A 22,541-nucleotide genomic window follows, 5' to 3' on the forward strand; every position below is an offset into this window, starting at 1 on the left:
CGCTTCAGGTGGACTGACGGTCCGGTTCGAAGGGGTGACCGGATTGCTCCTGCTCCAGGTTTTGCTCGGAACGGCGGCCGGTCCAGTAGTCGGCGTTCTTGATGCCGAGCTTTTCCGGGTGGAACACGGGATCCAGTCCCATTGCCTTCTGGGCCTCATAGTCTTTCAGACAGGCGAAGGCGGGTTTTTGCAGCATCAAAATGGCGCCGATGTTGAGCCAGGCCATCAGGCCGACGCCGATGTCACCCAGACCCCAGGCCAGATCAGCGGTCTTGACGGTGCCGTAGACGGTGGATGCCATCAGTGCCAGCTTGAGCAGGAAGGTGAGCCAGGGGCGGTTAATCTTGCGATTGACAAAAGCGATGTTGGTTTCGGCGATGTAGTAGTAGGCCACGATGGTGGTGAAGGCGAAGAAGAACAGGGCGATGGCGACGAAGTAGTTGCCAAAGCCTGGCATCATGCTTTCCATGGCGGTCTGCACATAGCCTGGGCCGGCGGCCACGCCGGCGATGCCGGTGTAGAGGGCGGCACCGTCCGGACCCTGCACGTTGTACAGGCCGGTGATGAGCAGCATGAAGCCGGTGGCGGAGCAGACGAACAGGGTGTCGATGTAGACGGAGAACGCCTGCACCAGACCCTGCTTGGCCGGGTGGCTCACCGCGGCGGCGGAGGAGGCGTGCGGACCCGTGCCCTGGGCGGCTTCGTTGGAGTAGACCCCGCGCTTGACACCCCACATGATGGCCAGACCCAGAATGGCGCCGAAGCCGGCGTCCATCCCGAAGGCACTCTTCCAGATGAGCAGGATCACGCCCGGCAGCTGGCCGATGTTCAGGGCAATGATGACGCAGGCGACGATGATGTAACCCAGCGCCATGAAGGGCACCACGGTACTGGCGAAGTTGGCGATGCGCTTGACGCCGCCGAAGATGATGAAACCGAGCAGCAGCGCCAGACCGGCGGCGGTCACGTTGGGGTCGATGGCAAAGGCGGTCTGCAGGCTGGAGCCGATGGAGTTCGCCTGTACGCCCGGCAGCAGCACACCGCAGGCGAAGATGGTGGCGATGGCGAAGGTCCAGGCGTACCACTTCATGCCGAGCCCCTTCTCGATGTAGAAGGCCGGACCGCCGCGGTATTCACCGTTGATCTTCTCCTTGTAGACCTGGCCCAGGGTGGACTCCACGAAGGCGGAGCTGGCGCCGAGGAAGGCAACCATCCACATCCAGAACAGGGCGCCCGGGCCGCCGAAGGTGATGGCGGTGGCCACACCGGCGATGTTGCCGGTACCGACGCGACCGGCCAGGGTCATGGCCAGGGCCTGGAAGGAGGAGACGCCCGCATCCGTACTCTTGCCATCGAACATCAGGCGCACCATTTCCTTGATATGACGCAGTTGCAGGAAACGGCTGCGCAGGGAGAAGTAGAGGCCTACCCCCAGACACAGATAGATGAGCGCTGGGCTCCAAATCACGCCATTGATGGCATTGACGATCTCATTCATGTACAACAACTCCTTTGTTGCGCTGTCTTGGCGAGGTCTATATGCCTCGCTCCCTTAACATTGAAATATGCGGTGACCAAGGGGGTCACTCAGGATTGTGCGGGACTTTCGACTGGTTAGTCCGCGGGATTTAACATATCGGTTTGTTCAGGGCCTTCCTAGTGAAAAGTGTTGTGACTTTGTTAATTTGTGAATTGACATTAACAAATGGTGAATGGAACTGGACAAGATTCGGTACATACCCATCATCTGCCGCTTTGCCATGCCCAGAGGGCTGATTGAGGTAATGCAAATAGGAGGCCAGGAGTGGCAACAAGGGAAAACAGATACATCATTCGCCTCGCCGGGGAGGAAGATGGGGCCGGATTGACGGGGTTGTTTGCCCAGCTGGGCTACCCCAACCCTGACGGGGCGGTCAGCGCCAGGCTGGCCCAGCCCGATCCGGCGCGGGAGGTCCTGGTGGCCCTGTGCGAGGGGAGCCCGGTGGGGGTGCTGGTGTGGCACCACTTGCAACCCATGCACCTTGCACCAGCCTGGGGCCTGATCTCGGCGCTGGTTGTCGATGAGGGTGCAAGGGGCGGGGGCATCGGGGCCCTGCTGCTGGCGGCGGCAGAGCAGCGGGCGGCAGCCCTGGGGTGCGGCCAGCTGGAGCTCTCCAGCAGCCTCAAGCGCGAAGGGGCGCACCGATTTTATCTGGCGCAAGGGTATTGCGAGCGTCCGAAACGTTTTGTGAAAGCTGTCTGATTGGCAAGAGGAGTCCGTGTGTTCTGGTCCAGGTTGAAAGAGGTATTGGGTGGTGCATCTCCCCGGGAGCCCCGTCTCCCCGAAGAGCAGGAGTGGCGCGAGGCGCTGGCGGCGGTGCCCATCTTGCAGGGGCTTGAAGAAGAAGAGGCGCAGAGGCTGATGGAGCTGGCGCGCCATTTTCTCTCGCGCAAGACCCTCACCCAGATCGGGGTGGAACTGACGCCCCGCCAGCAGGGGGTGCTGGCCCTGCAGGCAGTGCTGCCCATCCTGCACCTGGGGTTCGATTGGTATCGAGGGTTCCACGAGGTGATCATCATCCCCGAGCCCGTGACCCGTCGTCAGGAGGTGCAGGACGAGTTCGGGCTGGTGAGCGAATTTGAAGAGGAGAACGCCGGTGAATCCTGGCCCCAGGGGCCGCTGGTGCTGGCCTGGAGCGAATTGCAGCAGGACGGGGACTGGGACGGATTCAACCTGGTGATCCATGAGCTTGCCCACAAGCTCGACATGCTGGGAGGGGATGCGGACGGTGCACCGCCCTTGCCGCGGGGTATGGATCCCCAGCAATGGACCCGGGCGCTGCAAGGTGCGTTTGACGAGATGAACGATCAGTTGACCAGAGAGGAGGTGACCGAGATAGACCCCTACGCCGCCTCGCATCCCGCCGAATTCTTCGCGGTGTGCAGCGAGAGCTTCTTCACCGATCCGTTGCGTCTGCGCGCCGTCTACCCCGCGGTCTATGACCAGTTCGCCCGCTTCTACGGCCAGGATCCCGCAGGCCGCTACCCGGCCACCCGGTTGCTGGCGGGAGATCCCGGAGCGCAGGGCTGACCGGCACTGTGTCCGGGCGGCAGAAACACAAAAGGCACCCCTGAGGGTGCCTTTTTCATGACAGCTATGTTGGCCGGGTGCTTAGGCAGCGGCTTTGAGCTGGGCGGGAGCGGCTTTCTTCTGCTCGCCGATGGGCAGCACGGTGCGACCGAACTGCTCGTTGATCACGGTGGCCATGGCCAGGTAGATGGCGCTGGCGCCGCAGATGATGCCTTCGAAACCGGCGATGGTGCCGATCAGGGTGCTGCCGGTGAAGTCACGGGCGGCCAGCAGGAAGAACAGCACGGTCAGGGAGGCGAACACGAACTGCTTCACGCGGGGGAAGTTGACGGTCCCGATCAGCATGAACAGGGTGAACATGCCCCACATCAGCAGGTACCAGCCCATGTAGGCGTGGGGAGTGGCCTCGGCCAGACCCATGGTCGGCATCACCAGCAGGAACACCAGGCTCCACCAGAAGGTGCCGTAGGAGATGAAGGCGGTGACACCGAAGGTGTTGCCACGCTTGTACTCCATGATGCCGGCGATGATCTGGGCCAGACCGCCATAGCACAGACCCATGGCCAGGATCATGGCGCTGATGGGGAAGAAACCTGCGTTATGAATGTTCAGCAGAATGGTGGTCATACCGAAACCCATCAGACCCAGAGGGGCAGGGTTGGCCAATTTTTCGCTCACGTGGTGTTCTCCAACAATAGAGGTGGGGTTGATAAAAGACGCGCGATTTTAGGCAGGCTCAGGGTCCCGGGCAAGGGGGGGACACACAGAAATGGTAAAAAAAGAACACGAAAGTTTAAGTGGCCAACCATTCGTGCCATTCAGGTAGACGAGTGGTGAACGAAAAACGTTTTCAACGTTGCGATTTTGTATAAAAGGCACCTTGGTATGAAAGTCGGCAACGATGGTGGTGACTGGGATTGGTGAGGGAAACACGCCCCGGATGGTCGCGTTATGGCGGCTTGATTGAAAAATGAGTTCATATGCCATCAGACCAGAGTGTTTCCCTCCTGTTTGTGACCCATGGACCTCCCGTATCGCTTGCCATCGCAGTGTCCGTTGCGCTCCCCATTTTCTCGTCAACCCCGCGCTCGCCACCGTGTTCCTTACACAAGGGCGGGGCGCCTGAGAAACCCGCAGGCGCGCCGTGTTGACTGCCACGGGCGAAAGGGGCGCAAGATCAACGGGTGGGCTCAGAGGCTGCCCTTGTCAGAAAGCCAGAGGCGGGATGGGCCATGGGCCCAGTAAAGACACTTCGAAATGGAAGGGGGCGCGGGGTTGGCCCTGTGGCGTGCGCGAGAGGGTGTTCAGGATTGGCCCGATTAGACACTGTATATCTGATCGGGCCATCTATTTTGACATGCCGACATGCCGACATGCCGACATGCCGACATGCCGACATGCCGGATAACTGGATTGTTCGGGACGGCTAGCGAGAGACAAATCCTGATGGCAGGGGTCAGGGGGAGGTTAGAGAAGGGGAGGCAAGCAGCCAAGGCCACCTCCTGCCTCTGCTCGGTCAGACCGGTAGCCAGGGATAAGGAGAGCCCACCTCGTTCCCGCCACGGTGAAAGACTCAGCAAGGGACAGGGTCCGCTTCCCTTGTTCCTTCGTGGAGAGACGCTACCCGAAGTAGAGAGCCACCATCCTGATCATCCCGCTGCAAGCAGGCAAGCAAACAGGGATAAGGCAGCTCCACCATGATGTCGCCGCCGTTAGGCACAAAGGGAACAGCAGGGGCAAAGCGCGGGGCCAGCCACCGCCCGCTCGCCCCGGCGGGAAAGAAAGGGACGAGAAAGGGCCGAGCAACTGACGCCGCCCGATACCTGGGTGGGCACCTTAAATGGCCAGGAAGGCGTTATCCGGTCGGGGGCGGGAGCCCCTCGGGCCATATGCCGTCGGGGCAAACAAGAGGGGTATCGGGCGGGGGTCGGATCAGTTGTCCAGGGTCAGCACCACCTTGGCTTCCTTGTCCGTCTCTTTCACCTGGCTGTCGAGCACGAAGAGGCGCTCCGGCGCGATGCCCTGGGTATCCACCAGATACTCCTTGGTGTTCTGGGCGCGGCGCATGGCGAGGTTTCGCAGGGACTTGGCGGTGATGAGCTGCTGATCCCGCAGCAGGAGCACCGCCTGGGCGCGCAGGGCCTCGCTCCCTTCATCGAGTCGCAAGCGGTCGGCCAGATCCCCGAGATCTTCGTTGAACTTGGCTTCATAGGCCTCTGCCAGTGCGGACTGCATGGCGGGATCCTGCTCCAGCAGCGTCAAATCCACCGGGCTGCCGGTGATCTTGGCCAGCAGCCGTTCAAGCTTCTGGCGCTGGAGGATGGGGCGCTCTTCGTTGAAGTTGACCTTGCCGCGGATGTTCATGCTGAGCTTGGGTCTCTCCTTGAGGGCCTGGGCGAGGGTGGTCAGCTTGGTCTGCTGGGTCGGGGTCAGGGCGGGATCGCCAGGCAGGAAGGGGAGCTCGTCGAGATCCTTGGTGCCCCCCGTCAGGGACGCAAGCAGGGAGAAGGGGGAGGTGATGGCCTTGCCGAGGGTATTGCCGAGCACGTCCCAGAAGATGTTGCCCAGGCTGAAATCAGGCTGATCCAGATTGCCCTTCACCTTGAGGTTCATCTTGATGACGCCGTTCGAATCGCTCAGCAGGGCGATGGCGAGGCCGAGGGGCAGATCCTTGGCCTGCTCGCTCTTGACCTTCTCCCCGAGTTGCAGCTTCTTGATGGTGATGTCGTTGTCCCCCTCCAGCCGGTTGCCCTGCAGCTTGTAGTTGAGCTTCATGGAGAGCTGCCCCTTGTCGATGGCATAGCCTGCATAGGTGCTGGAGTAGGGAGTAAAGGTGGTGAGCTCCAGATTGTTGAAGGCCACGGCCACGTCCAGCACGGGATCCTCGATGAGCAGGTTGGCGCCCCCCCGGATGGTGACGGGGGCATAGCGGTCCACCTTGCCGTTGAAGGCGAGCTCGGAGCGCTGCCCCGGGGTGTTGCTGATATGGCGGCTCTGGCCGTCGAGGGAGGCGATGTCCACCACGAACTCCGGGCTCAGGCTGCGATCGGCGAAGCGCAGGTTGCCTTGGGCGGTACGGATCTGATCGATGACGATGTGCGGGGCGGGGGCGCTCTCCCTGGCGTTCGCGGCGGGTTGCGGTAGCAGCAGTTGCTGCACGTTGGTGATCCCCTCTTCGTTGATCTCGATACGGGCATAGGGTTTGCTGAGCAGGATGTCGGCGATGCGCAGTTGCTGGCTCAGGCCATCATAGTGCAGGCCGCTCAATTGCAGATTCTCTATCTGGAGCAGGCGCTGGTTGTCGGCCCGATCCAGCACGTTGAGCCCGGCGACCTCGAGTCCACCGCTTATCTCCAGCTTGCTGATGGCCCCCTGGCGGTCGGTGACCAGGTCCAGCCTGGTGCGGCTGGCAAGCTCGCCGTCCCGCACGCTGATGCGCAGCAGATCCTGCAGGTAGGGTTGAGCCAGGGTCAGCGGCAGCCCCTGCTGGCGGATGGCGCCGTTCAGGGTGAAGGGGGTCAGCCCCAGGGTGCCGTCAAACGCCACCGTCGTCCTGGTGTCGAGGGCTGCGTTGAGGGTGAGGGGGCTGGGTTGGGCGGTCTGGCTGCCAAGGGGCCCCAGGGTGAGGGCGAGGGCGGAGATGGCCCGTTTCAGGGGCTTGCCGCTGGTGGCTTCGGTCAGGGTGAGGCTGCCCTGGTCGATGCGGGTCTGCTTGAGGGCCCATTGCCAGGGCTTGGTGGGGGTAGCCGGTTGTTTGCCCCCCTTGGGGGTCTTCTGGGGGATCAGCAGGTCCGCGAGATCCAGTTGTTGCTGGTGGTCGAGGACGGCGGTGATGGCCGGGCTCTTGAGGATGGCGGCATCGAGCTCAAGGCGCTGCTTGTTGCCATCAATGCGGATCCCGGTCAGCGCCAACTGCTTGAAGCGGGCAAATTCCTCCCCCTTGTTGCGTGTGAGCTGCCAGTTGGCCAGGGTCAGCTTGCCCTTTGACAACTGCCAGTCCAGTCCCTGCTTGCCCTGGGTGAGGCGATAGGCGAGCTCGGCGCTGGCCTCCCCTTTGGCGAGGGTCGCCTTGAGATAGGGGGCCCAGAGGGGGGCGAAGGGGGCGATGGCCACCTTGCCAAGGCTGAGGTGGCCCTTGCCGGCACCGCTCATCATGTCGAACTCCCCTTCGGCCTTGAGGGGGCTCTTCTCGTTGACGGTAGCGCTCAGGCGATAGGGGTTGAGCACCCCCTCTGCGCTGGAAAAGCCGGGCAGGTGCAGGGCGAGCTTGTCCAGGGTGAGGGGCGGGACCCACCCCGGGCAGCTCTGCTTGCGGCTGTCCCGGTAGCTGAGCCGGCCCTGCTCGACGGACAGCTTGCCGATGGTCACCAGCACGGGCTCGGCGCTAGCTGGCGGCGTTTGCTCCGGCGCAGGGGAGAGCAGGGAGGCCAGTGCATCGGTCAGGTTGAAGCGCGCCTCCCCCTTGAGATCCTCGAGGCGCACCAGATCTGCCCTGGGGGCGGTCAGGGTGGCCTCTTCCAGTACCAGGGCGCGCTGCTGCCAGCTCGCTTTCAAGGCGGGAATGAGCTTCAGCTCTTCAAATGACACCAGTGCTTGCTGCTGGTCATCGAGCAGGGCGCTGGGCCCCAGCACGAGGGAGGGGGAGCGGATCCCCACCTCTATCTTGCCAAGGGAGAGGTGCAGACCGTAATGGGTGGCAAGCCAGCCGGGGAGATGGCGCTGGATGAGGGTCGGCGCCTGCCAGAGCAGGATGGTGATGCCGATGAGCAGGAGCGCGAGAAGATAGAGGGCATAGCGCAGCAGACGAGCGGGCAGAGGCTTGAGCATGGTGGTCTCCATTTGATGCGCATATGGTAGCAATTAATCGTGCCCGGTTCATGGGAAGGACTCATGAGGTGCGCCGCACTCTGACCGGGCTGGGGAATTATTGTGCGATCAAGGCCGGATTTCCCCCGTTTGCCCCACCTCGCCGCTTGCCCAAACCGCCCAGTCTGTCCGGCATGTCGCGATGGGCGATGTGGGGAACAAGGGGGTTGCCGGGTCAGGGCCTGCCACTGCGAATATCCACTGGAAAACCGGGATACCGGGGGCGAGATACCCCCAGAGTCTGTCAATCCCCGTCGGTTTTCAAGCCGCCGAGGGAGTGGATGCAGCGCTGCTCGGCGGCATCGAGCTCGGCCATCACCATCTGGATGTCCTCCAGCTGCTGGCGCAGGGAGTGGCGTCTGGCTTCGATGAGCTGGATCATGGAGTGAAGCTGCATCCGGCTGGAGCGGTCGGTGTCGTACATGTCGAACAGTTCGCGGATCTCCGCCAGGCTGAACCCGAGGCGCTTGCCGCGCAGGGTCAATTTCAGGCGGATCCTGTCCTTGTGGCTGTAGATGCGGGTCTGCCCCTCCCGGGTCGGGGTGATGAGCCCCTCGTCCTCGTAATAGCGGATGGTGCGGGGGGTGATGTCGAACTCCTGGGCCAGCTCCGAGATGCTGTAGGTCCTCTCCTTGCCACTGGCGTGTCTGGCTCTCATGGTGCGCCCTCCTGATGAGCTGGCGGGGTCCTGGCACAGCGGCAAGGGCCGGGTTCATGATGCATGATGGCCTCCCGGGGTGCGCTGCTCGCGCTCTTGTGCGAGGCGCAGTCCCCTCCCGTGCAGGGCCTGGCCGACCCGTGAGCCGTTGGGGCGCCCCAGCAGCTCGCTGACCCACTGGCCGGTGGCGGCCAGCTGGTCGAGGTCGACGCCGGTGCTCATGCCAAGGCCGTGCAGCAGATAGACCACCTCTTCCGACGCCACATTGCCGGAGGCGCCGGGGGCATAGGGGCAGCCGCCGAGCCCGGCCACCGAGCAGTCGATGGTGCGGATCCCGCGCTCCAGCGCCGGCAGCAGGTTGGCCAGCCCCTGGCCATAGGTGTCGTGAAAATGAACCGCAAGCCGGCCCGCCGGGATCTCGTGCAGCACCGCATCCAGCATGGGAGCCACGGTGCCCGGGGTGCCGACGCCGATGGTGTCGCCGAGGGATATCTCGTGGCAGCCCAGATCCAGCAGCCGCTCGGCCAGGGCGGCGACCCGTTTCGGGCGGGTCGGGCCGTCGAACGGGCAGGCGATGACGGTGGAGAGGTAGCCGCGCACCTTGATGCCGAGGCTGCGCGCTTCCTGCACCAGGGGGGCGAAGCGCACCAGGGACTCCTCCACGCTGATGCCGATGTTGGCCCGGGTGAAGCCGTCCGAGCAGGCGGTGAAGAGGCCTATCTCGTCGGCGCGTGCGGCGATGGCGGCCTGCAGACCCTGCAGATTGGGCACCAGGGCGCCATAGCGGGTCGGCCCCCTGCGCGGCAGGGCGTTGAAGAGTGCGGCGGAATCCGCCATCTGAGGCACCTTCTTGGGCGACACGAAGGCCCCCACCTCGATGCGCTGCAACCCGCTCTCGGCCAGGCGGGCGATGAGCGCCAGCCGCTGCGCCAGGGAGAGGGTGGCGGTCTCATTTTGCAGGCCGTCCCGCGGCCCCATCTCCACCAGGCTGACCTTGTCGTCCCGGTTCTCGTGCGTGTGGCTCATGAGCGCTCCTCCTGCGCGGTATGGTCCTTGGCAAAGCGCATCAGCACGGCGCCCTGGCTCACCTGTTCCCCCTGGCGGCACTGCAGGGCCTCAATCACCCCGTCCCGGTCGGCCTTGAGGACGTGCTCCATCTTCATTGCCTCCAGCACCAGCAGGGGTTGCCCCTTGCTGACCGGCTGGCCGGCCTCGACCTGCAGCGCCACCACGATGCCGTGCATGGGGGCCAGGATGCCCGGGACATGGCTCGTGTCGTGATCATGGTGGAGCTGATGATGCTGATCATCGAGCGAGAAGCGGATGCGCCTGCCCGCCAGGTGCAGCAAACAGGCGCCCTCGCCGAGGGGCTGCACCGGATAGCGCTGCCAATGTCCACCCTGGCACAGGCGGATCTGATCAGCCCCGAGTTCGAACGGGATCTGCTCGCCCTGCCAGAGCAGGGCGCCCCCTCGCTCGGCGAGGGTGAGAGTGCGGGCCTCCTCGCCGATGCGCACCGTGGCGCAAAAGCGGCGGGTGGGGCCCAGCCGAAAGCCTGCGGCCTGCTGCCAGGGGGAGGCATCGCGCTTGCAAGTGGCGAGCCAGAGGGTGGCGAGGGGCCAGGCGAGCGCCGGAACGGGCAGGGTGTCGGTGGGAATGGGCCACTGGGTGTGGTGGCGCATCGCCAGCACCTCTGGCGCTTCGCACAGGCGTTGCAGGAGCGGGCCGTTGTGCACCAGAGGGCCGAGATCCAGGGCTGCCAGGGCATCGGCCAGGGTGGCAAAAGCTTCGCTGCGGCTCGGTGCGTGGGCGACGAGCTTAGCGATCATGGGGTCGTAATAGGGGCTCACCTCATCGCCGGCGCTGACGCCGGTGTCGATGCGCACCCCCTTGGGCCAGGTGAGCCAGTGGATGGGGCCGCTCGCGGGCAGAAAACCGGCGGCCACGTCCTCGGCGTAGAGGCGCGCCTCCACCGCGTGGCCGCGCAGCACCACCTGCTCCTGGGTGAGGGGCAGCGGTTTGCCCTCGGCCACCGCCAACTGCCAGGCCACCAGATCCTGGCCGGTGATGGCTTCGGTAACCGGATGCTCCACCTGCAACCGGGTGTTCATCTCCATAAAGAAGAACGCCTCCTTGCAGAGCAGAAACTCGATGGTGCCCGCCCCCCGATAGGCGATGGCCTTTGCCGCCGCCACGGCCGCCTCGCCCATGGCGCGGCGCAGGGCAGGGGAGATGTCGGGGGCGGGGGCCTCCTCGATCACCTTCTGGTGGCGGCGCTGCAAGGAGCAGTCCCGATCCCCCAGATAGATGGCGTTGCCGAGGGCATCGGCAAACACCTGCACCTCCACGTGGCGGGCGCAGGGGAGATAGCGCTCCAGCAGCACATGGTCGTCGCCAAAGGCGGCACTCGCCTCCCGCTTGACCGCCGCCAGGGCCGCGTCAAAGTCGGCCAGCTGATCGACCCGCCGCATCCCCTTGCCACCGCCGCCGCTGGCCGCCTTGATAAGGAGCGGGAAGCCCACCTGGCTCGCCTGATCGCGCAAAAAGTCGGGGTGCTGATCCGCGCCGTGATAACCGGGCAGCACGGGGACGCCGGCTGCCTGCATCAGCCCCTTGGCCCCCGACTTGTCCCCCATGGCGAGGATGGCGCCGCCGCTTGGGCCGACAAAGCGCAGGCCCCGCTGCTCGCAGGCGGTGGCAAAGTCGCTGTTCTCGGAGAGGAAACCGTAGCCCGGGTGGATGGCGTCGGCATTCGCCTCTTTGGCAATCTTGAGCACCTTGCCGGTGTCGAGGTAGCTCTCCCGGGCGGGGGCCGGCCCCAGATGCCAGGCCTCGTCGGCTTCGCGCACATGCATGGCGCGGGCGTCGGCGTCGGAGTAGAGGGCGATGGTGTGAATGCCGAGGCGCCGTGCTGTCTTGATGATGCGCACGGCGATTTCACCTCGATTGGCGATCAGCAGGCGCTTGATGGGAGTGTGGTTGGTCATGCTACCTCCCTGCTGTTCAAGGTGCACAAGTGCGAAGCGTGTTGATCCACACTCCAGTGATATTGACCACAGCTGGCGATCAGCAGGGGCTTGATGGGGTGGTATTGAGTCATGCTTCGTCCTTGAAACGGGGGCGCCAGGTTGGGGGGCGTTTGTCGAAGAAGGCCTGGATCCCCTCCTGGGCCTCGAGGCCGACCCGTACCCGGGCGATGGTCTCGACGGTCTGCTCTTCGTGCTGGTGGCCTGGGCGCCCTTCGAGGGCGGCCAGCAGCCGCTTGGTCTCCTTCATCGCCTGGGGGCCGTTGCGACACAACCGCAGGGCCATGGCGCGTCCCTCCGCCAGCAACTGATCAGGCTGGCTGAGCCTGTGCACCACGTTGAGTCGGCAGGCGGTGATGGCATCGAAAGGCTCCGCGCTCAGCATGTAGCGGCGGGCCTGGCGCATCCCCATGGCGCGCACCACGTAGGGGCTGATCACCGCAGGCACCAGTCCCAGGGTCACCTCGGAGAGGCAGAAGCGGGCATTTTCGCTGGCCAGCACGATGTCGCAGGCGCAGATAAGTCCCAAGGCTCCACCGTAGGCGGCCCCCTGCACCAGGGCCACCGTGGGGAAGGGCAGCTCGTCCAGTGCCTGCATCAGGTGGGCCAGCACCCGGGCGTCCTCGCGATTCTTGTCAAAGGCGCGGGGGTCGAACGCCTCCCCGGCCATCTTGCGCATCCACTCGAGATCGGCGCCCGCGCAAAAATGCGGCCCCTCGGCGCGCAGTAGCAGCACGTGGGGGCGGTCGGCCAGCGGCTGGCCGTGGGCCAGCTCGTCGAGACAGTCGAGCAGCCCCTGCATCAGGTCGGCATCGAGGGCGTTGTGGCGGGCCGGGCGAGCGAGCACCAGCTCGATCACCGGGCCGTGGCGCTCCAGGCGAAAATGGGCAAGGGGATCGTTGAAGAGCGGGTCTGACATATGAACTCCTTACATCCGGAAGATGCCGTACTGCCGGGGGCCCGGCTCGGCCCCCTGGCAGGCCGCCAGCGCCAGGGCCAGCACGGTGCGGCTCTGGGCCGGGTCGATGACGCCGTCATCCCACAGGCGAGCACTGGCGTAATAGGGGTGACCCTGGCGCTCGTACTGCGCGATCACCGGGGCGCGAATGGCGGCCGCCTCCGGCTCGCCCAGAGTCTTGCCCTCGGCGGCCAGCTTGTCCCGGCGCACCTGCACCAGCACCCCGGCCGCCTGCTCGCCCCCCATGACGGAGATGCGGCTGTTGGGCCAGCTGAAGAGAAAATCCGGTTCATAGGCGCGCCCGCACATGCCGTAGTTGCCGGCACCGAAGCTGCCGCCGACGATCAGGGTGATCTTGGGCACCCGGCTGCAGGCCACGGCGGTCACCAGCTTGGCGCCGTGCTTGGCGATCCCCTCTTTCTCCGCCGTACTCCCCACCATAAAGCCGGTGATGTTTTGCAGAAACAGCAGCGGGATCCCCCGCTGGTTGCAGAGCTGGATGAAGTGGGCTCCCTTCTGGGCGCTGTCGCTGTGCAGCACGCCGTTGTTGGCGAGGATCCCCACCTGCATGCCCTCAATGCGGGAAAAACCCGTCACCAAGGTAGTGCCGAACAACGCCTTGAACTCGTCAAACACAGAGCCATCCACCAGTCGGGCGATCAATTCTCGTGCGTCATAGGGGCGCTTGAGACTGGTGCCCACCAGGCCGTAGAGCTCCTCGATGGGGTAGTGCGGCTCATCATAGGAGGGAGCGGATGGGGCGGGTGGCGCCGCCGTCTGGTTGTCCCCCAGGTTGCTTACCAGGGTGCGGGCGATGGCCAGGGCATGGGCATCGTCCCGGGCCATGTGATCCGCCACCCCGGAGTGGACGCAGTGCACCTCGGCGCCCCCCAAGGCTTCTGCGCTGATCTCCTCACCGGTGGCGGCCTTGACCAGGGGCGGGCCCGCCAGAAAGAGGGTGGCCTGCTCCCTGACCATGATGGACTCGTCCGCCATGGCGGGCACATAGGCGCCCCCGGCGGTACAGAGCCCCATCACCACCGCCAGCTGGGGGATGCTCTGGGCCGACATGCGAGCCTGGTTGTAGAAGATGCGGCCAAAATGCTCCCGGTCGGGGAACACCTCGTCCTGCATGGGCAGGAAGGCGCCGCCGGAATCCACCAGATAGAGGCAGGGGAGGCGCAGCCGCTCGGCGATGGCCTGGGCACGCAGGTGCTTTTTCACCGTGAGGGGGTAGTAGGTGCCGCCCTTCACGGTGGCGTCATTCACCACCAGCATGCACAGGCGTCCCGAGACCCGGCCGATGCCGGTGATGAGGCCGGCGGCGGGCACCGGTTCGTCATAGACCTGCCAGCCCGCCAGGGCCGAGAGCTCGAGAAAGGGGGAGCCCGGGTCCAGCAGCTGGTCGATGCGCTCCCGGGGTAGCAGCTTGCCGCGGGCCTGATGGCGGGCGTTGTTGGCCGCGCCGCCGCCCAAGGCTATCTCCTCCAGGCGGGCATTGAGATCGTCGACCAGGGCCTGCATGGCGGCCCGATTTGCCTCATAGTCGGGGCTCGCGGTGTCGAGACGGGAGTGGATCCTGCTCATGTGTTATCTCCCATCAGCTCGCGGCCGATGAGCCAGCGGCGGATCTCCGAGGTGCCGGCGCCGATTTCGTAGAGTTTGGCGTCCCGCAGCAGGCGGCCTGTGGGGTATTCGTTGATGTAGCCGTTGCCGCCGAGCAGCTGGATGGCATCGAGGGCCATCTGGGTGGCGTTCTCGGCGGCAAACAGGATGGCGGCGGCGCAATCCTTGCGGCTGGTGCGGCCCTGATCGCAGGCGCTCGCCACCGAGTAGACCAGCGCCCGGCTGCTGGCGAGGCGGGTATACATGTCGGCGAGCTTGCCCTGCACCAGCTGAAACTCGCCGATGGCCTGGCCAAACTGCTTGCGCTCGCGCACATAGGGGAGCACTACGTCCATGCAGGCCTGCATGATGCCAAGGGGGCCGGCCGCCAGCACCACCCGCTCGTAGTCCAGACCGCTCATCAACACCTTGACCCCGCCGTGCAGGGGGCCCAGCAGGTTCTCCTGCGGCACCCGGCAGTTGTCGAACACCAGCTCGCAAGTACTGGAGCCGCGCATGCCGAGCTTGTCGAGCTTCTGGGCGGTGGAAAAACCGGGAGTCCCCGCCTCGACGATAAAGGCGGAAATCCCTTTGGGCCCGGCGGCGGCATCGGTCTTGGCATAGATGACGAAGGTGTTGGCATCGGGCCCATTGGTGATCCACATCTTGTTGCCGTTCAGCACGAAGTGATCCCCCTCGCGCACTGCGGTGAGGCGCATGCTCACCACGTCGGAGCCGGCACCCGGCTCGCTCATGGCCAGCGCCCCCACGTGTTTGCCGCTGACCAGATCAGGCAGGTATCTCGCCTTCTGATCAGGGGTGCCGTGGCGGTGGATCTGGTTGATGCAGAGGTTGGAGTGGGCGCCGTAGGAGAGGCCGACCGAGGCGCTGGCGCGGCTCACCTGCTCCATCACCAGCACATGGGCCAGATAGCCGAGGTTCACCCCGTCATATTCCTCCGCCACCGTGATGCCGTGCAGCCCCAGCTCACCCATGCGGGGCCAGAGATCCCGGGGGAAAGCGTTGCTCTGATCGATCTCGCTGGCGCGCGGTGCGATCACTTTCTGGCAGAAAGCCTCGACCTGTTCGGTCAGGGCCTGGAGGGTTTCATCCATCAGGGCATGCATCCGTGCTCTCCTTGGTGCAGTGGACTGCCGATTTCCCCTGCCATCAGGGTGATGACTGGTCAGTCCATTCGTGATTCAAGTTTACGTTAGCGTAAACGTAAATTGATTGTTAGTCTAAGGTAAATTCGATGGCAGCCCGCCGCAAGGGGCTACCCGGGCAGAGGAGCGCAAGGAGTGAACAGGATGTGCAACAGCAAGATTGATGTGGCCGGCCTGCAGTGGCCTGCCATCGCCTGCCAACGGGCTAGGAGGGGGGCATGAGCCAGCATCACACCCAGTACGGGGATCTGCCGCTCTACATCGGTGGCGAGGCGTGTCCGTCCGCAAGCGACGAGTGGATAGAGGTGACCAACCCGGCGGATCAGAGTCTGCTGGCGCGGGTGCCTAAGGCTACCCCGGCCGAGATCGAGCATGCGGTACGTACCGCCCACGACGCCTACCTGCTGTGGCGGGAGGTGCCGGCCCCCGAGCGGGCTCGGGTGATGTTCAACTACCAGCATCTGTTGAAAGTGCATCACGACGAGCTGGCGACCCTGCTGGCCCAGGAAACCGGCAAGAACCTGGCGGATGCCAAGGGCGACGTCTGGCGGGGCATCGAGGTGGTGGAGCAGGCCTGTGCCATTGCCAGCCAGACCCTGGGGGAGACCATGGGCAACGTGGCGCGCCGGGTGGATGGCCACTCCTGGGTGCAGCCCCTCGGGGTCTGCGTCGGCATCACGCCGTTCAACTTTCCGGCCATGATCCCGCTCTGGATGTTCCCGCTGGCGGTGGCCTGCGGCAACGGCTTTGTGCTCAAGCCCTCCGAGCAGGATCCTCTCACCCCCATGCGCCTGGCCGAGCTGTTTACCGAGGCGGGGGCCCCCAGGGGCATTCTGTCGGTGGTGCATGGCGGCGCCGAGCAGGTGGATGCGCTGCTGGCCCATCCCGATGTCAAGGCAGTCAGTTTCGTGGGCTCGGCCCGGGTCGGCGGCCACGTCTATCGCAGCGCCACGTCGCAACTCAAGCGGGCCCAGTGTTTTGTCGGCGCCAAGAATCACATGGTGATCATGCCGGATGCCAACAAGGCGCAGGTGCTCGGCAACCTGGTGGGAGCCGGAGTCGGCGCCGCCGGTCAGCGCTGCATGGCCATCAGCGTGGCGGTGTTCGTGGGGAGCGCCCGGGAGTGGATCCCCGAGCTCGCCGCCGAGTTCGCCAAGGTGAAACCCGGCGTCTGGCACGATCCCGAGGCGGCTTATGGCCCCCTCATCAGCCCGGAGGCGAAAGTCAGGGTGGAGGGGCTTATCGAGGCGGGGATTGCCGAGGGAGCCGAGTGCCTGCTGGACGGCCGTTTTTGCGACGTGCCCGGCTACCCGGTGGGCAATTGGGTGGGACCGACTCTGTTTCGCGGCGTGACCCCCGAGATGCGCATCTACCGGGAGGAGATCTTCGGGCCCGTGCTGGCCTGTCTCGAGGTGGGGAGCCTGGATGAGGCGCTTGCCCTCATCAACGCCAACCCCTACGGCAACGGCACCTCCCTCTTCACCGGCTGTGGCGCCGCCGCCCGCAAGTTTCGCCATGAGGTGGCGGTGGGCCAGGTGGGGATCAATGTACCCATCCCGGTGCCGCTGCCGTTCTTCTCCTTTACCGGCTGGCGCGGCTCCTTCTACGGGGATCTACACGCCTACGGCAAGCAGGCGGTGCGTTTTTACACCGAGACCAAGACGGTCACCGAACGCTGGTTCGATGAAGACATTCCCAGCGGCCCCAATATGACCATTCAACTGCGCTAATGGCAGGTTGCCCGGGCGCCCCCATTGGTAGCAACGGATCGACGGAACAAGTACAAAGGAAGCGAACAAGATGGATTTTACCCTGACCGAATCCCAACGGGCCTGTGTCGAGTCGGCCGGCGCCTTCGCCGATCTGGCGCTCAAACCCCATGCCGCGCGCTGGGACAGGGAGCACGAGTTCCCCATCCCCACCATCAAGCAGGCGGCGGCGCTGGGCCTGTGCGGCCTCTATACCCCGGAGCAGTATGACGGCCTGGGCCTGAGCCGGCTCGATGCCAGCCTTATCTTCGAGCGCCTCGCCATGGGCTGCACCTCCACCACCGCCTATCTCACCATCCACAACATGGTGAGCTGGATGCTGGGCAGCTGGCTGCTTGCCGAGGTGGCCGAGGAGTGGGTACCGAGGCTCGCCAGCGGCGAGTTGCTGGGCTCCTACTGCCTCACCGAGCCGGGGGCGGGCTCCGACGCTGCGGCCCTCAAGACCCGCGCCGTGCGCGATGGCGAAGATTACCTTCTCGACGGCAGCAAGGTGTTCATCTCGGGCGCCGGCAGCACCGACGTGCTGGTGGTGATGGCCCGCACCGGTGGCGAGGGGGCCAAGGGGATCTCTGCCTTCATGGTACCGGCCCAGACCCCCGGCGTGAGCTACGGCAAGGCGGAGGAAAAGATGGGCTGGAACAGCCAGCCGACCCGGGAGGTGAACTTCAATGCCGTGCGCATTCCCGCTCGCTTCCGGCTGGGGGAGGAGGGGGAAGGGTTCAAGTTCGCCATGCAGGCGCTCGATGGGGGGCGCATCAACATCGCCAGCTGTTCGCTGGGCACAGCCCAGCAGGCTCTCAACGATGCCCTGGCCCATGTGCAGCAGCGCCAGCAATTTGGACACCCGATCAGCGAATTCCAGAGCGTGCAGTTTCGCCTGGCCGACATGGCCACCGAGCTCGCCGCCGCCCGCCTGCTGGTGCGCCAGGCGGCCGCCAAACTCGATGGGGGCAGCCCGGACAAGAGCGCCTGGTGCGCCATGGCCAAGCGTTTTGCCACCGACGTGGGTCACCGCATCTGCGACGACGCCCTGCAACTCTTTGGCGGCTATGGTTATATCCGCGAGTATCCGCTCGAGCGCTATCTGCGCGACACCCGGGTGCACCGCATTCTGGAGGGGACGAATGAAGTGATGCGGCTCATCATCGCCCGCCGCCTGCTGGCCGACCCTGGCCTGTCGCTGGAGTAGCGGGAGGGGCCTGCTCTGAGGACGCAGTCGGCACGTCCTCAGGCTTTGTGAGCCAGGTGCAGGTTGGCTCCATTCAACCCTGTCATCATGGGGCAGGTTTTTTGACAAGGACAACGCAATGACAAGGATCAGGCTCGAATATCACGGCCACGTGGCCTACATCACCCTCGATCACCCACCCGCCAACACCTGGACGCTCGCCAGCCTGAAAGCCTTCTTGCAGATGATGGTGGAGCTGGATGGTCGCCCCGACGTGGTGGCCCTGGTGATCCGCGGTGCCGGAGAGAAATTCTTCTGCGCCGGCGCCGATCTCAAGATGTTCGCCGACGGCAGCCTGGCGCATGCCCGCGAGGTGGCTGAGGCCTTTGGTCACGCCTTCGAGGCGCTGGCTCGCTTTCACGGGGTCAGCATCGCCGCCATCAACGGCTATGCCATGGGAGGCGGCCTCGAGGTCGCGCTGGCCTGCGACATCCGCATCGCCGAGCAGCAGGCCAAGCTGGGCCTGCCGGAGGCCTCGGTGGGCTTGCTGCCCTGCGCCGGCGGCACCCAGCGCCTCACCGAGCTGGTGGGGCCGGGCTGGGCCAAGCGGATGATCCTCTGCGGCGAGAAGGTGAGCGCCACCCTGGCCTACGAGATGGGGCTGGTGGAGGAGGTGGTGACCGAGGGGCACGCCTGGGAGGCGGCGCAGCAGATGGCCCAGCTGGTGGAGCGCCAGAGCCCGAGCGCCCTGCGCGCCTGCAAACAGCTCATCAATCAGGGGCGAAGCACCCACAGGGACGCGGCGCTGCCGCTCGAGCGCAGCCTCTTTCTTGCCCTGTTTGACGATGCCAACCAGCGCGAAGGGGTGGCGGCCTTCCTGGAGAAGCGGGCCCCGCGCTGGCGTTATGACCAATCCAGGCCGAAAGAGTGAGGGAGTGAAGGATGAATGAGGTATTGATGGCGACCCGCCATGTCGCAGGGGCAGATACCCGGTCTGCGGGGGCCGACCATGAGTGAGCCCGTGCGCATCGAGACCCACCCCACGGCGGATGGCCGCCACATCGGCATGCTGACTCTGGACAGCCCCGCCTCCCTCAACGCCCTGAGCCTTGAGATGATCCAGTTGTTGCAGGGGGCGTTGACCCGCTGGGAGCAGGATCCGGCCATCGTCTGCGTGTTGTTGCAAGGGGCCGGCGAGAAGGCATTCTGCGCCGGTGGCGACATCCGCTCTTTTTATTACCGCAAGCAGGAGGGGAGCGAGTCGGCACTGTTTGGCTATGCCCGCGACTTCTTCCTGCAGGAGTACCAGCTCGATCACCACATCCACTGCTACGGCAAGCCCCTTGTCTGCGTGGCGGACGGCATCTGCATGGGGGGCGGCCTCGGCCTCTTTGCCGGGGCCGGGTTCCGGGTGGTGACGGAGAAGAGTCTGTTCGCCATGCCGGAGGTGACCATCGGCCTCTATCCGGATGTGGGGGCCAGCTGGTTTTTGAGCCGGATGCCGGGACGGCTCGGACTCTGGCTCGGCCTCACCGGTGCCCGCTTCAACGGGGCGGACGCCATCGGCCTGGGGCTCGCGGATCACGCCATGGGGAGCCGCGAGCGGGCCGAGCTGCCGGCGCGCCTTGCCGCCCTCGACTGGTCCGCAGGCGACCCCGGCGAGCAGATCGAGGCGCTGCTCACCGGTTTGCAGCGATCCCTTGGCCAGGCATTGCCGCCTCCCGTACTGCTGCCCCACCAGGCCCGCATCGATGCGCTGTTGACCGGCCGCTCCCTGCACCGGGTGCTGGCACGCCTCGAGGGCGCCGAGCTGGACGAACCGGCGCTGGCTCAGGGACGGGAGACCTGCCTTCGCGGCAGCCCCATCAGCCGCGCCATTCTCTGGCGCCAGTTCTGGCAGGCACGGCGCCAGTCCCTGGCCGAGGTGTTTGCCGACGAGCTGACCCTCTCGGTCAATTGCGTGCTCAGAGGGGACTTCGTGGAAGGGGTGCGGACTCTGCTCATCGACAAGGACAAATGCCCTCGCTGGCAGGCCCCGCAGGCGGGCGAGGCCTGGCTGGATGCCTTCTATCGCTGGCCCGAGGGGGACAACCCCTTGCGCCTCCGCTGACGCGGGATCACACACAAGGAGCACACCATGACAAGGATTGGGTTTATCGGGCTTGGCAACATGGGGGGCCCCATGGCCGCCAACCTGGCCAGGGTGGGGCACGCGGTGCAGGTGTTTGATCTGGTGCCCGAGAGCCTGAGCCGGGCCATTGAGGCTGGCTGCATTGCCGCCGGGAATGCCAGGGAAGCGGTGAGCGGCTGCGAGCTGGTGATCAGCATGCTGCCGGCGGGGGAGCATGTGCGCAGCCTCTGGCTGGGGGAGGGTGCCGGTGAGCGGGGCGGTCAGGATCTGCTGGCGGCCCTGTTGCCCGGCGCCCTGGTCATCGACTGCTCCACCATCGACGTGGCCTCGGCCCGTCAGGTGGGGGCGGCGGCGCAGGCGAGCGGCATCCGTTTTCTCGATGCCCCCGTCTCGGGGGGCGTGGCCGGTGCGGCGGCGGGCACGCTCACCTTCATCGTCGGCGGCGAACAAGCGGATTTTGAAGCGGCCAGACCCGTGCTCGCTTGCATGGGGCAGAACCTGTTTCACGCCGGGGCCCTCGGTGCTGGCCAGATCGCCAAGATGTGCAACAACATGCTGCTCGCCATCCACATGGCGGGCACCGCCGAGGCGCTGGCGCTCGGGGTCAAGGAGGGGCTGGATCCCGCCGTGCTCTCCACCATCATGGGCAAGAGTTCGGGCAACAACTGGAGCTTGGAGCGCTACAACCCCTGGCCCGGGGTGATGGAAAATGTGCCGGCGTCGCGTGGGTATACAGGGGGCTTTATGACCCGGCTGATGGTCAAGGATTTGGGGCTCGCCATGGCGTTGGCGGAACATGCCCACAGCGCCGTGCCCATGGGGGCCCTGGCCCGCAACCTCTTCAACCTGCACGGGAGCCTGGGCCAGGAGAACAAGGATTTCTCCAGCATCCTCGAGCTCTATCGGGACAAGACAGCGCCGGGTTAAGGGCCGCTATCTACCTATTTACCCGATAGTCTTTGACTCGACAGTCACCGGCCATCTCACCAGGAGCATTTATGGATATCACACGGAAAGTCATTGCTATCACGGGGGCAGGCAGGGGGCTGGGCCGCGCCATCGCCCTGAGTCTGGCGGAGCAGGGGGCCGTGCTTGCGCTCATCGACGTCAACCGCACCGATCTGGAGGTGACCGAGGCGGAAGTGCGCAGCCGTGACGGCCGCTGCGCCCTGTTCGTCTGCAACGTGGCAAGCGAGCCGGAGGTCGAGGCGACCTTCGCCGCCATCAAGGATCAGTTCGGGGCCCTGCACGGTCTCGTCAACTGTGCCGGCATCCTGCGCGACGGCATGCTGATCAAGGTGAAGGAGGGGGCACTGGCGGAGAAGATGAGCCTGGCCCAGTGGCAGAGCGTCATCGACGTCAACCTCACCGGCACCTTCCTGTGCGGGCGCGAGGGGGCGGCGCTGATGGCCACCGGCGGGGAGGGGGGCGTCATCATCAACATCTCCTCCATCGCCCGCGCCGGCAACATGGGCCAGAGCAACTATGCCGCCAGCAAGGCGGGGGTGGCCTCTCTGGTGGTCACCTGGGGGAAGGAGCTGGCCCGTCACGGCATCCGGGTGATGGGCATCGCCCCCGGCGTCTTTGCCACCGACATGACGGCGGCGATGAAGCCCGAAGCCATGGCCCGCATGCAACAGGCCATCCCGGTGGGCACCCTGGGGCAGGCGGCGCAGCTGGCCCAGACGGTGCAGTTCATCCTTGCCAACGACTATCTGTCGGGGCGGATGATCGAGCTGGACGGCGGCTTGAGGCTCTAGTCCCCCCTGCATATACCCTCTCTGACGCCCCTCCAGCAGGGGCGTTTTTGCAGGGGAAAGGCCTCAGTGCAAGGGTGCATAGCCATGCAGGTCCGGCTTTTGAAAAGCGGGGCGGCATCATGAAAAGTCGTGAAATATCAACGGGTCTTTCTTAATTTGAACCAGCTCACAGGCACCCCGGGTCAGTGCTGTAAAATTGCGCGCGGTCAAGGCGGCTCATGATTGACGGCAAGAGGGATTGCGGCCGGAATAGTCATGCAATATAGTTGCCGCCTTTTTCACGGGGTACGGATTTTTAGCCCCTCCCATGTCGCGCGCTGTATGAATACGGATGCTCAGCCGCCGCCTAATAAAACAGGTTTGA

At 65.2% G+C, this 22,541-nt stretch carries 17 protein-coding genes; 8 read left to right on the forward strand and 9 right to left on the reverse strand.

The genetic code is table 11. The annotated features are described in order from the left end of the window. Nucleotides 1-4: 4 nt before the first annotated feature. Entirely contained in the window at nt 5-1,498 is a 1,494-nt protein-coding gene (locus AB5Y51_RS11570) for a sodium:alanine symporter family protein (RefSeq protein WP_041215253.1), read from the reverse strand. Between the two features lie 375 nt (nt 1,499-1,873). Here AB5Y51_RS11570 and AB5Y51_RS11575 point away from each other — a divergent pair, with 375 nt between their 5' ends. After that, on the forward strand, nt 1,874-2,242 hold the full coding sequence (locus AB5Y51_RS11575) for a GNAT family N-acetyltransferase (protein ID WP_233462931.1): 369 nt from the start codon (nt 1,874-1,876) through the stop codon (nt 2,240-2,242). Nucleotides 2,243-2,260: 18 nt separating this feature from the next. Next, the gene (locus tag AB5Y51_RS11580; protein ID WP_048207569.1) at nt 2,261-3,070 is read left to right on the forward strand and encodes a zinc-dependent peptidase; all 810 of its coding nucleotides are present in this window, start codon (nt 2,261-2,263) and stop codon (nt 3,068-3,070) included. An 81-nt stretch (nt 3,071-3,151) separates the two neighbouring features. Here the strand turns inward: AB5Y51_RS11580 and AB5Y51_RS11585 are convergent, their stop codons facing one another. The 8 genes from AB5Y51_RS11585 to AB5Y51_RS11620 form a co-directional block, all read right to left on the reverse strand. Then, nucleotides 3,152-3,748, reverse strand: coding sequence for a GPR1/FUN34/YaaH family transporter (locus AB5Y51_RS11585; protein ID WP_029314465.1), 597 nt, complete (start codon nt 3,746-3,748; stop codon nt 3,152-3,154). 1,254 nt (nt 3,749-5,002) lie between these two features. After that, entirely contained in the window at nt 5,003-7,897 is a 2,895-nt protein-coding gene (locus AB5Y51_RS11590; RefSeq protein WP_368178473.1) for a DUF748 domain-containing protein, read from the reverse strand. 283 nt (nt 7,898-8,180) lie between these two features. Next, on the reverse strand, nt 8,181-8,594 hold the full coding sequence (locus tag AB5Y51_RS11595) for a MerR family DNA-binding transcriptional regulator (RefSeq protein ID WP_010674587.1): 414 nt from the start codon (nt 8,592-8,594) through the stop codon (nt 8,181-8,183). Nucleotides 8,595-8,648: 54 nt separating this feature from the next. After that, complete coding sequence (locus AB5Y51_RS11600; RefSeq protein ID WP_368178474.1) at nt 8,649-9,620, reverse strand: hydroxymethylglutaryl-CoA lyase; 972 nt, start codon at nt 9,618-9,620, stop codon at nt 8,649-8,651. Next, complete coding sequence (locus AB5Y51_RS11605; RefSeq protein ID WP_368178475.1) at nt 9,617-11,581, reverse strand: biotin carboxylase N-terminal domain-containing protein; 1,965 nt, start codon at nt 11,579-11,581, stop codon at nt 9,617-9,619. The genes AB5Y51_RS11600 and AB5Y51_RS11605 overlap by 4 nt, the downstream gene beginning before the upstream one ends. Nucleotides 11,582-11,690: 109 nt before the next feature. Beyond that, nucleotides 11,691-12,539 carry an enoyl-CoA hydratase-related protein gene (locus AB5Y51_RS11610; RefSeq protein WP_048207575.1) on the reverse strand — a complete coding sequence of 283 codons (849 nt, stop codon included), beginning with the start codon at nt 12,537-12,539 and terminating at the stop codon, nt 11,691-11,693. A 9-nt stretch (nt 12,540-12,548) separates the two neighbouring features. Next, nucleotides 12,549-14,165, reverse strand: coding sequence for a carboxyl transferase domain-containing protein (locus AB5Y51_RS11615; protein ID WP_368178476.1), 1,617 nt, complete (start codon nt 14,163-14,165; stop codon nt 12,549-12,551). Beyond that, complete coding sequence (locus AB5Y51_RS11620) at nt 14,162-15,310, reverse strand: isovaleryl-CoA dehydrogenase (protein ID WP_368178477.1); 1,149 nt, start codon at nt 15,308-15,310, stop codon at nt 14,162-14,164. The genes AB5Y51_RS11615 and AB5Y51_RS11620 overlap by 4 nt, the downstream gene beginning before the upstream one ends. A 257-nt stretch (nt 15,311-15,567) precedes the next feature. Here AB5Y51_RS11620 and AB5Y51_RS11625 point away from each other — a divergent pair, with 257 nt between their 5' ends. From AB5Y51_RS11625 to AB5Y51_RS11650, 6 genes are all read left to right on the forward strand, one after another. After that, on the forward strand, nt 15,568-17,079 hold the full coding sequence (locus AB5Y51_RS11625; protein ID WP_368178478.1) for a CoA-acylating methylmalonate-semialdehyde dehydrogenase: 1,512 nt from the start codon (nt 15,568-15,570) through the stop codon (nt 17,077-17,079). 70 nt (nt 17,080-17,149) lie between these two features. Continuing rightward, the gene (locus tag AB5Y51_RS11630) at nt 17,150-18,307 is read left to right on the forward strand and encodes an acyl-CoA dehydrogenase family protein (protein WP_368178479.1); all 1,158 of its coding nucleotides are present in this window, start codon (nt 17,150-17,152) and stop codon (nt 18,305-18,307) included. A 118-nt stretch (nt 18,308-18,425) separates the two neighbouring features. Next, nucleotides 18,426-19,217 carry an enoyl-CoA hydratase gene (locus tag AB5Y51_RS11635; RefSeq protein ID WP_041215244.1) on the forward strand — a complete coding sequence of 264 codons (792 nt, stop codon included), beginning with the start codon at nt 18,426-18,428 and terminating at the stop codon, nt 19,215-19,217. Between the two features lie 78 nt (nt 19,218-19,295). Continuing rightward, nucleotides 19,296-20,396, forward strand: a complete 1,101-nt coding sequence (locus AB5Y51_RS11640; RefSeq protein ID WP_368178480.1) for an enoyl-CoA hydratase/isomerase family protein — start codon at nt 19,296-19,298, stop codon at nt 20,394-20,396. A 27-nt stretch (nt 20,397-20,423) separates the two neighbouring features. Continuing rightward, a complete protein-coding gene (gene mmsB / locus AB5Y51_RS11645; RefSeq protein WP_368178481.1) occupies nt 20,424-21,344 on the forward strand; it encodes a 3-hydroxyisobutyrate dehydrogenase in 921 nt (306 codons plus the stop codon). Nucleotides 21,345-21,415: 71 nt separating this feature from the next. Beyond that, a complete protein-coding gene (locus AB5Y51_RS11650; protein ID WP_368178482.1) occupies nt 21,416-22,177 on the forward strand; it encodes an SDR family oxidoreductase in 762 nt (253 codons plus the stop codon). Nucleotides 22,178-22,541: the final 364 nt, after the last annotated feature.

It is taken from the genome of Aeromonas sp. R7-1 (assembly GCF_040908115.1).
Classification (GTDB): Bacteria; Pseudomonadota; Gammaproteobacteria; order Enterobacterales; family Aeromonadaceae; genus Aeromonas; species Aeromonas caviae.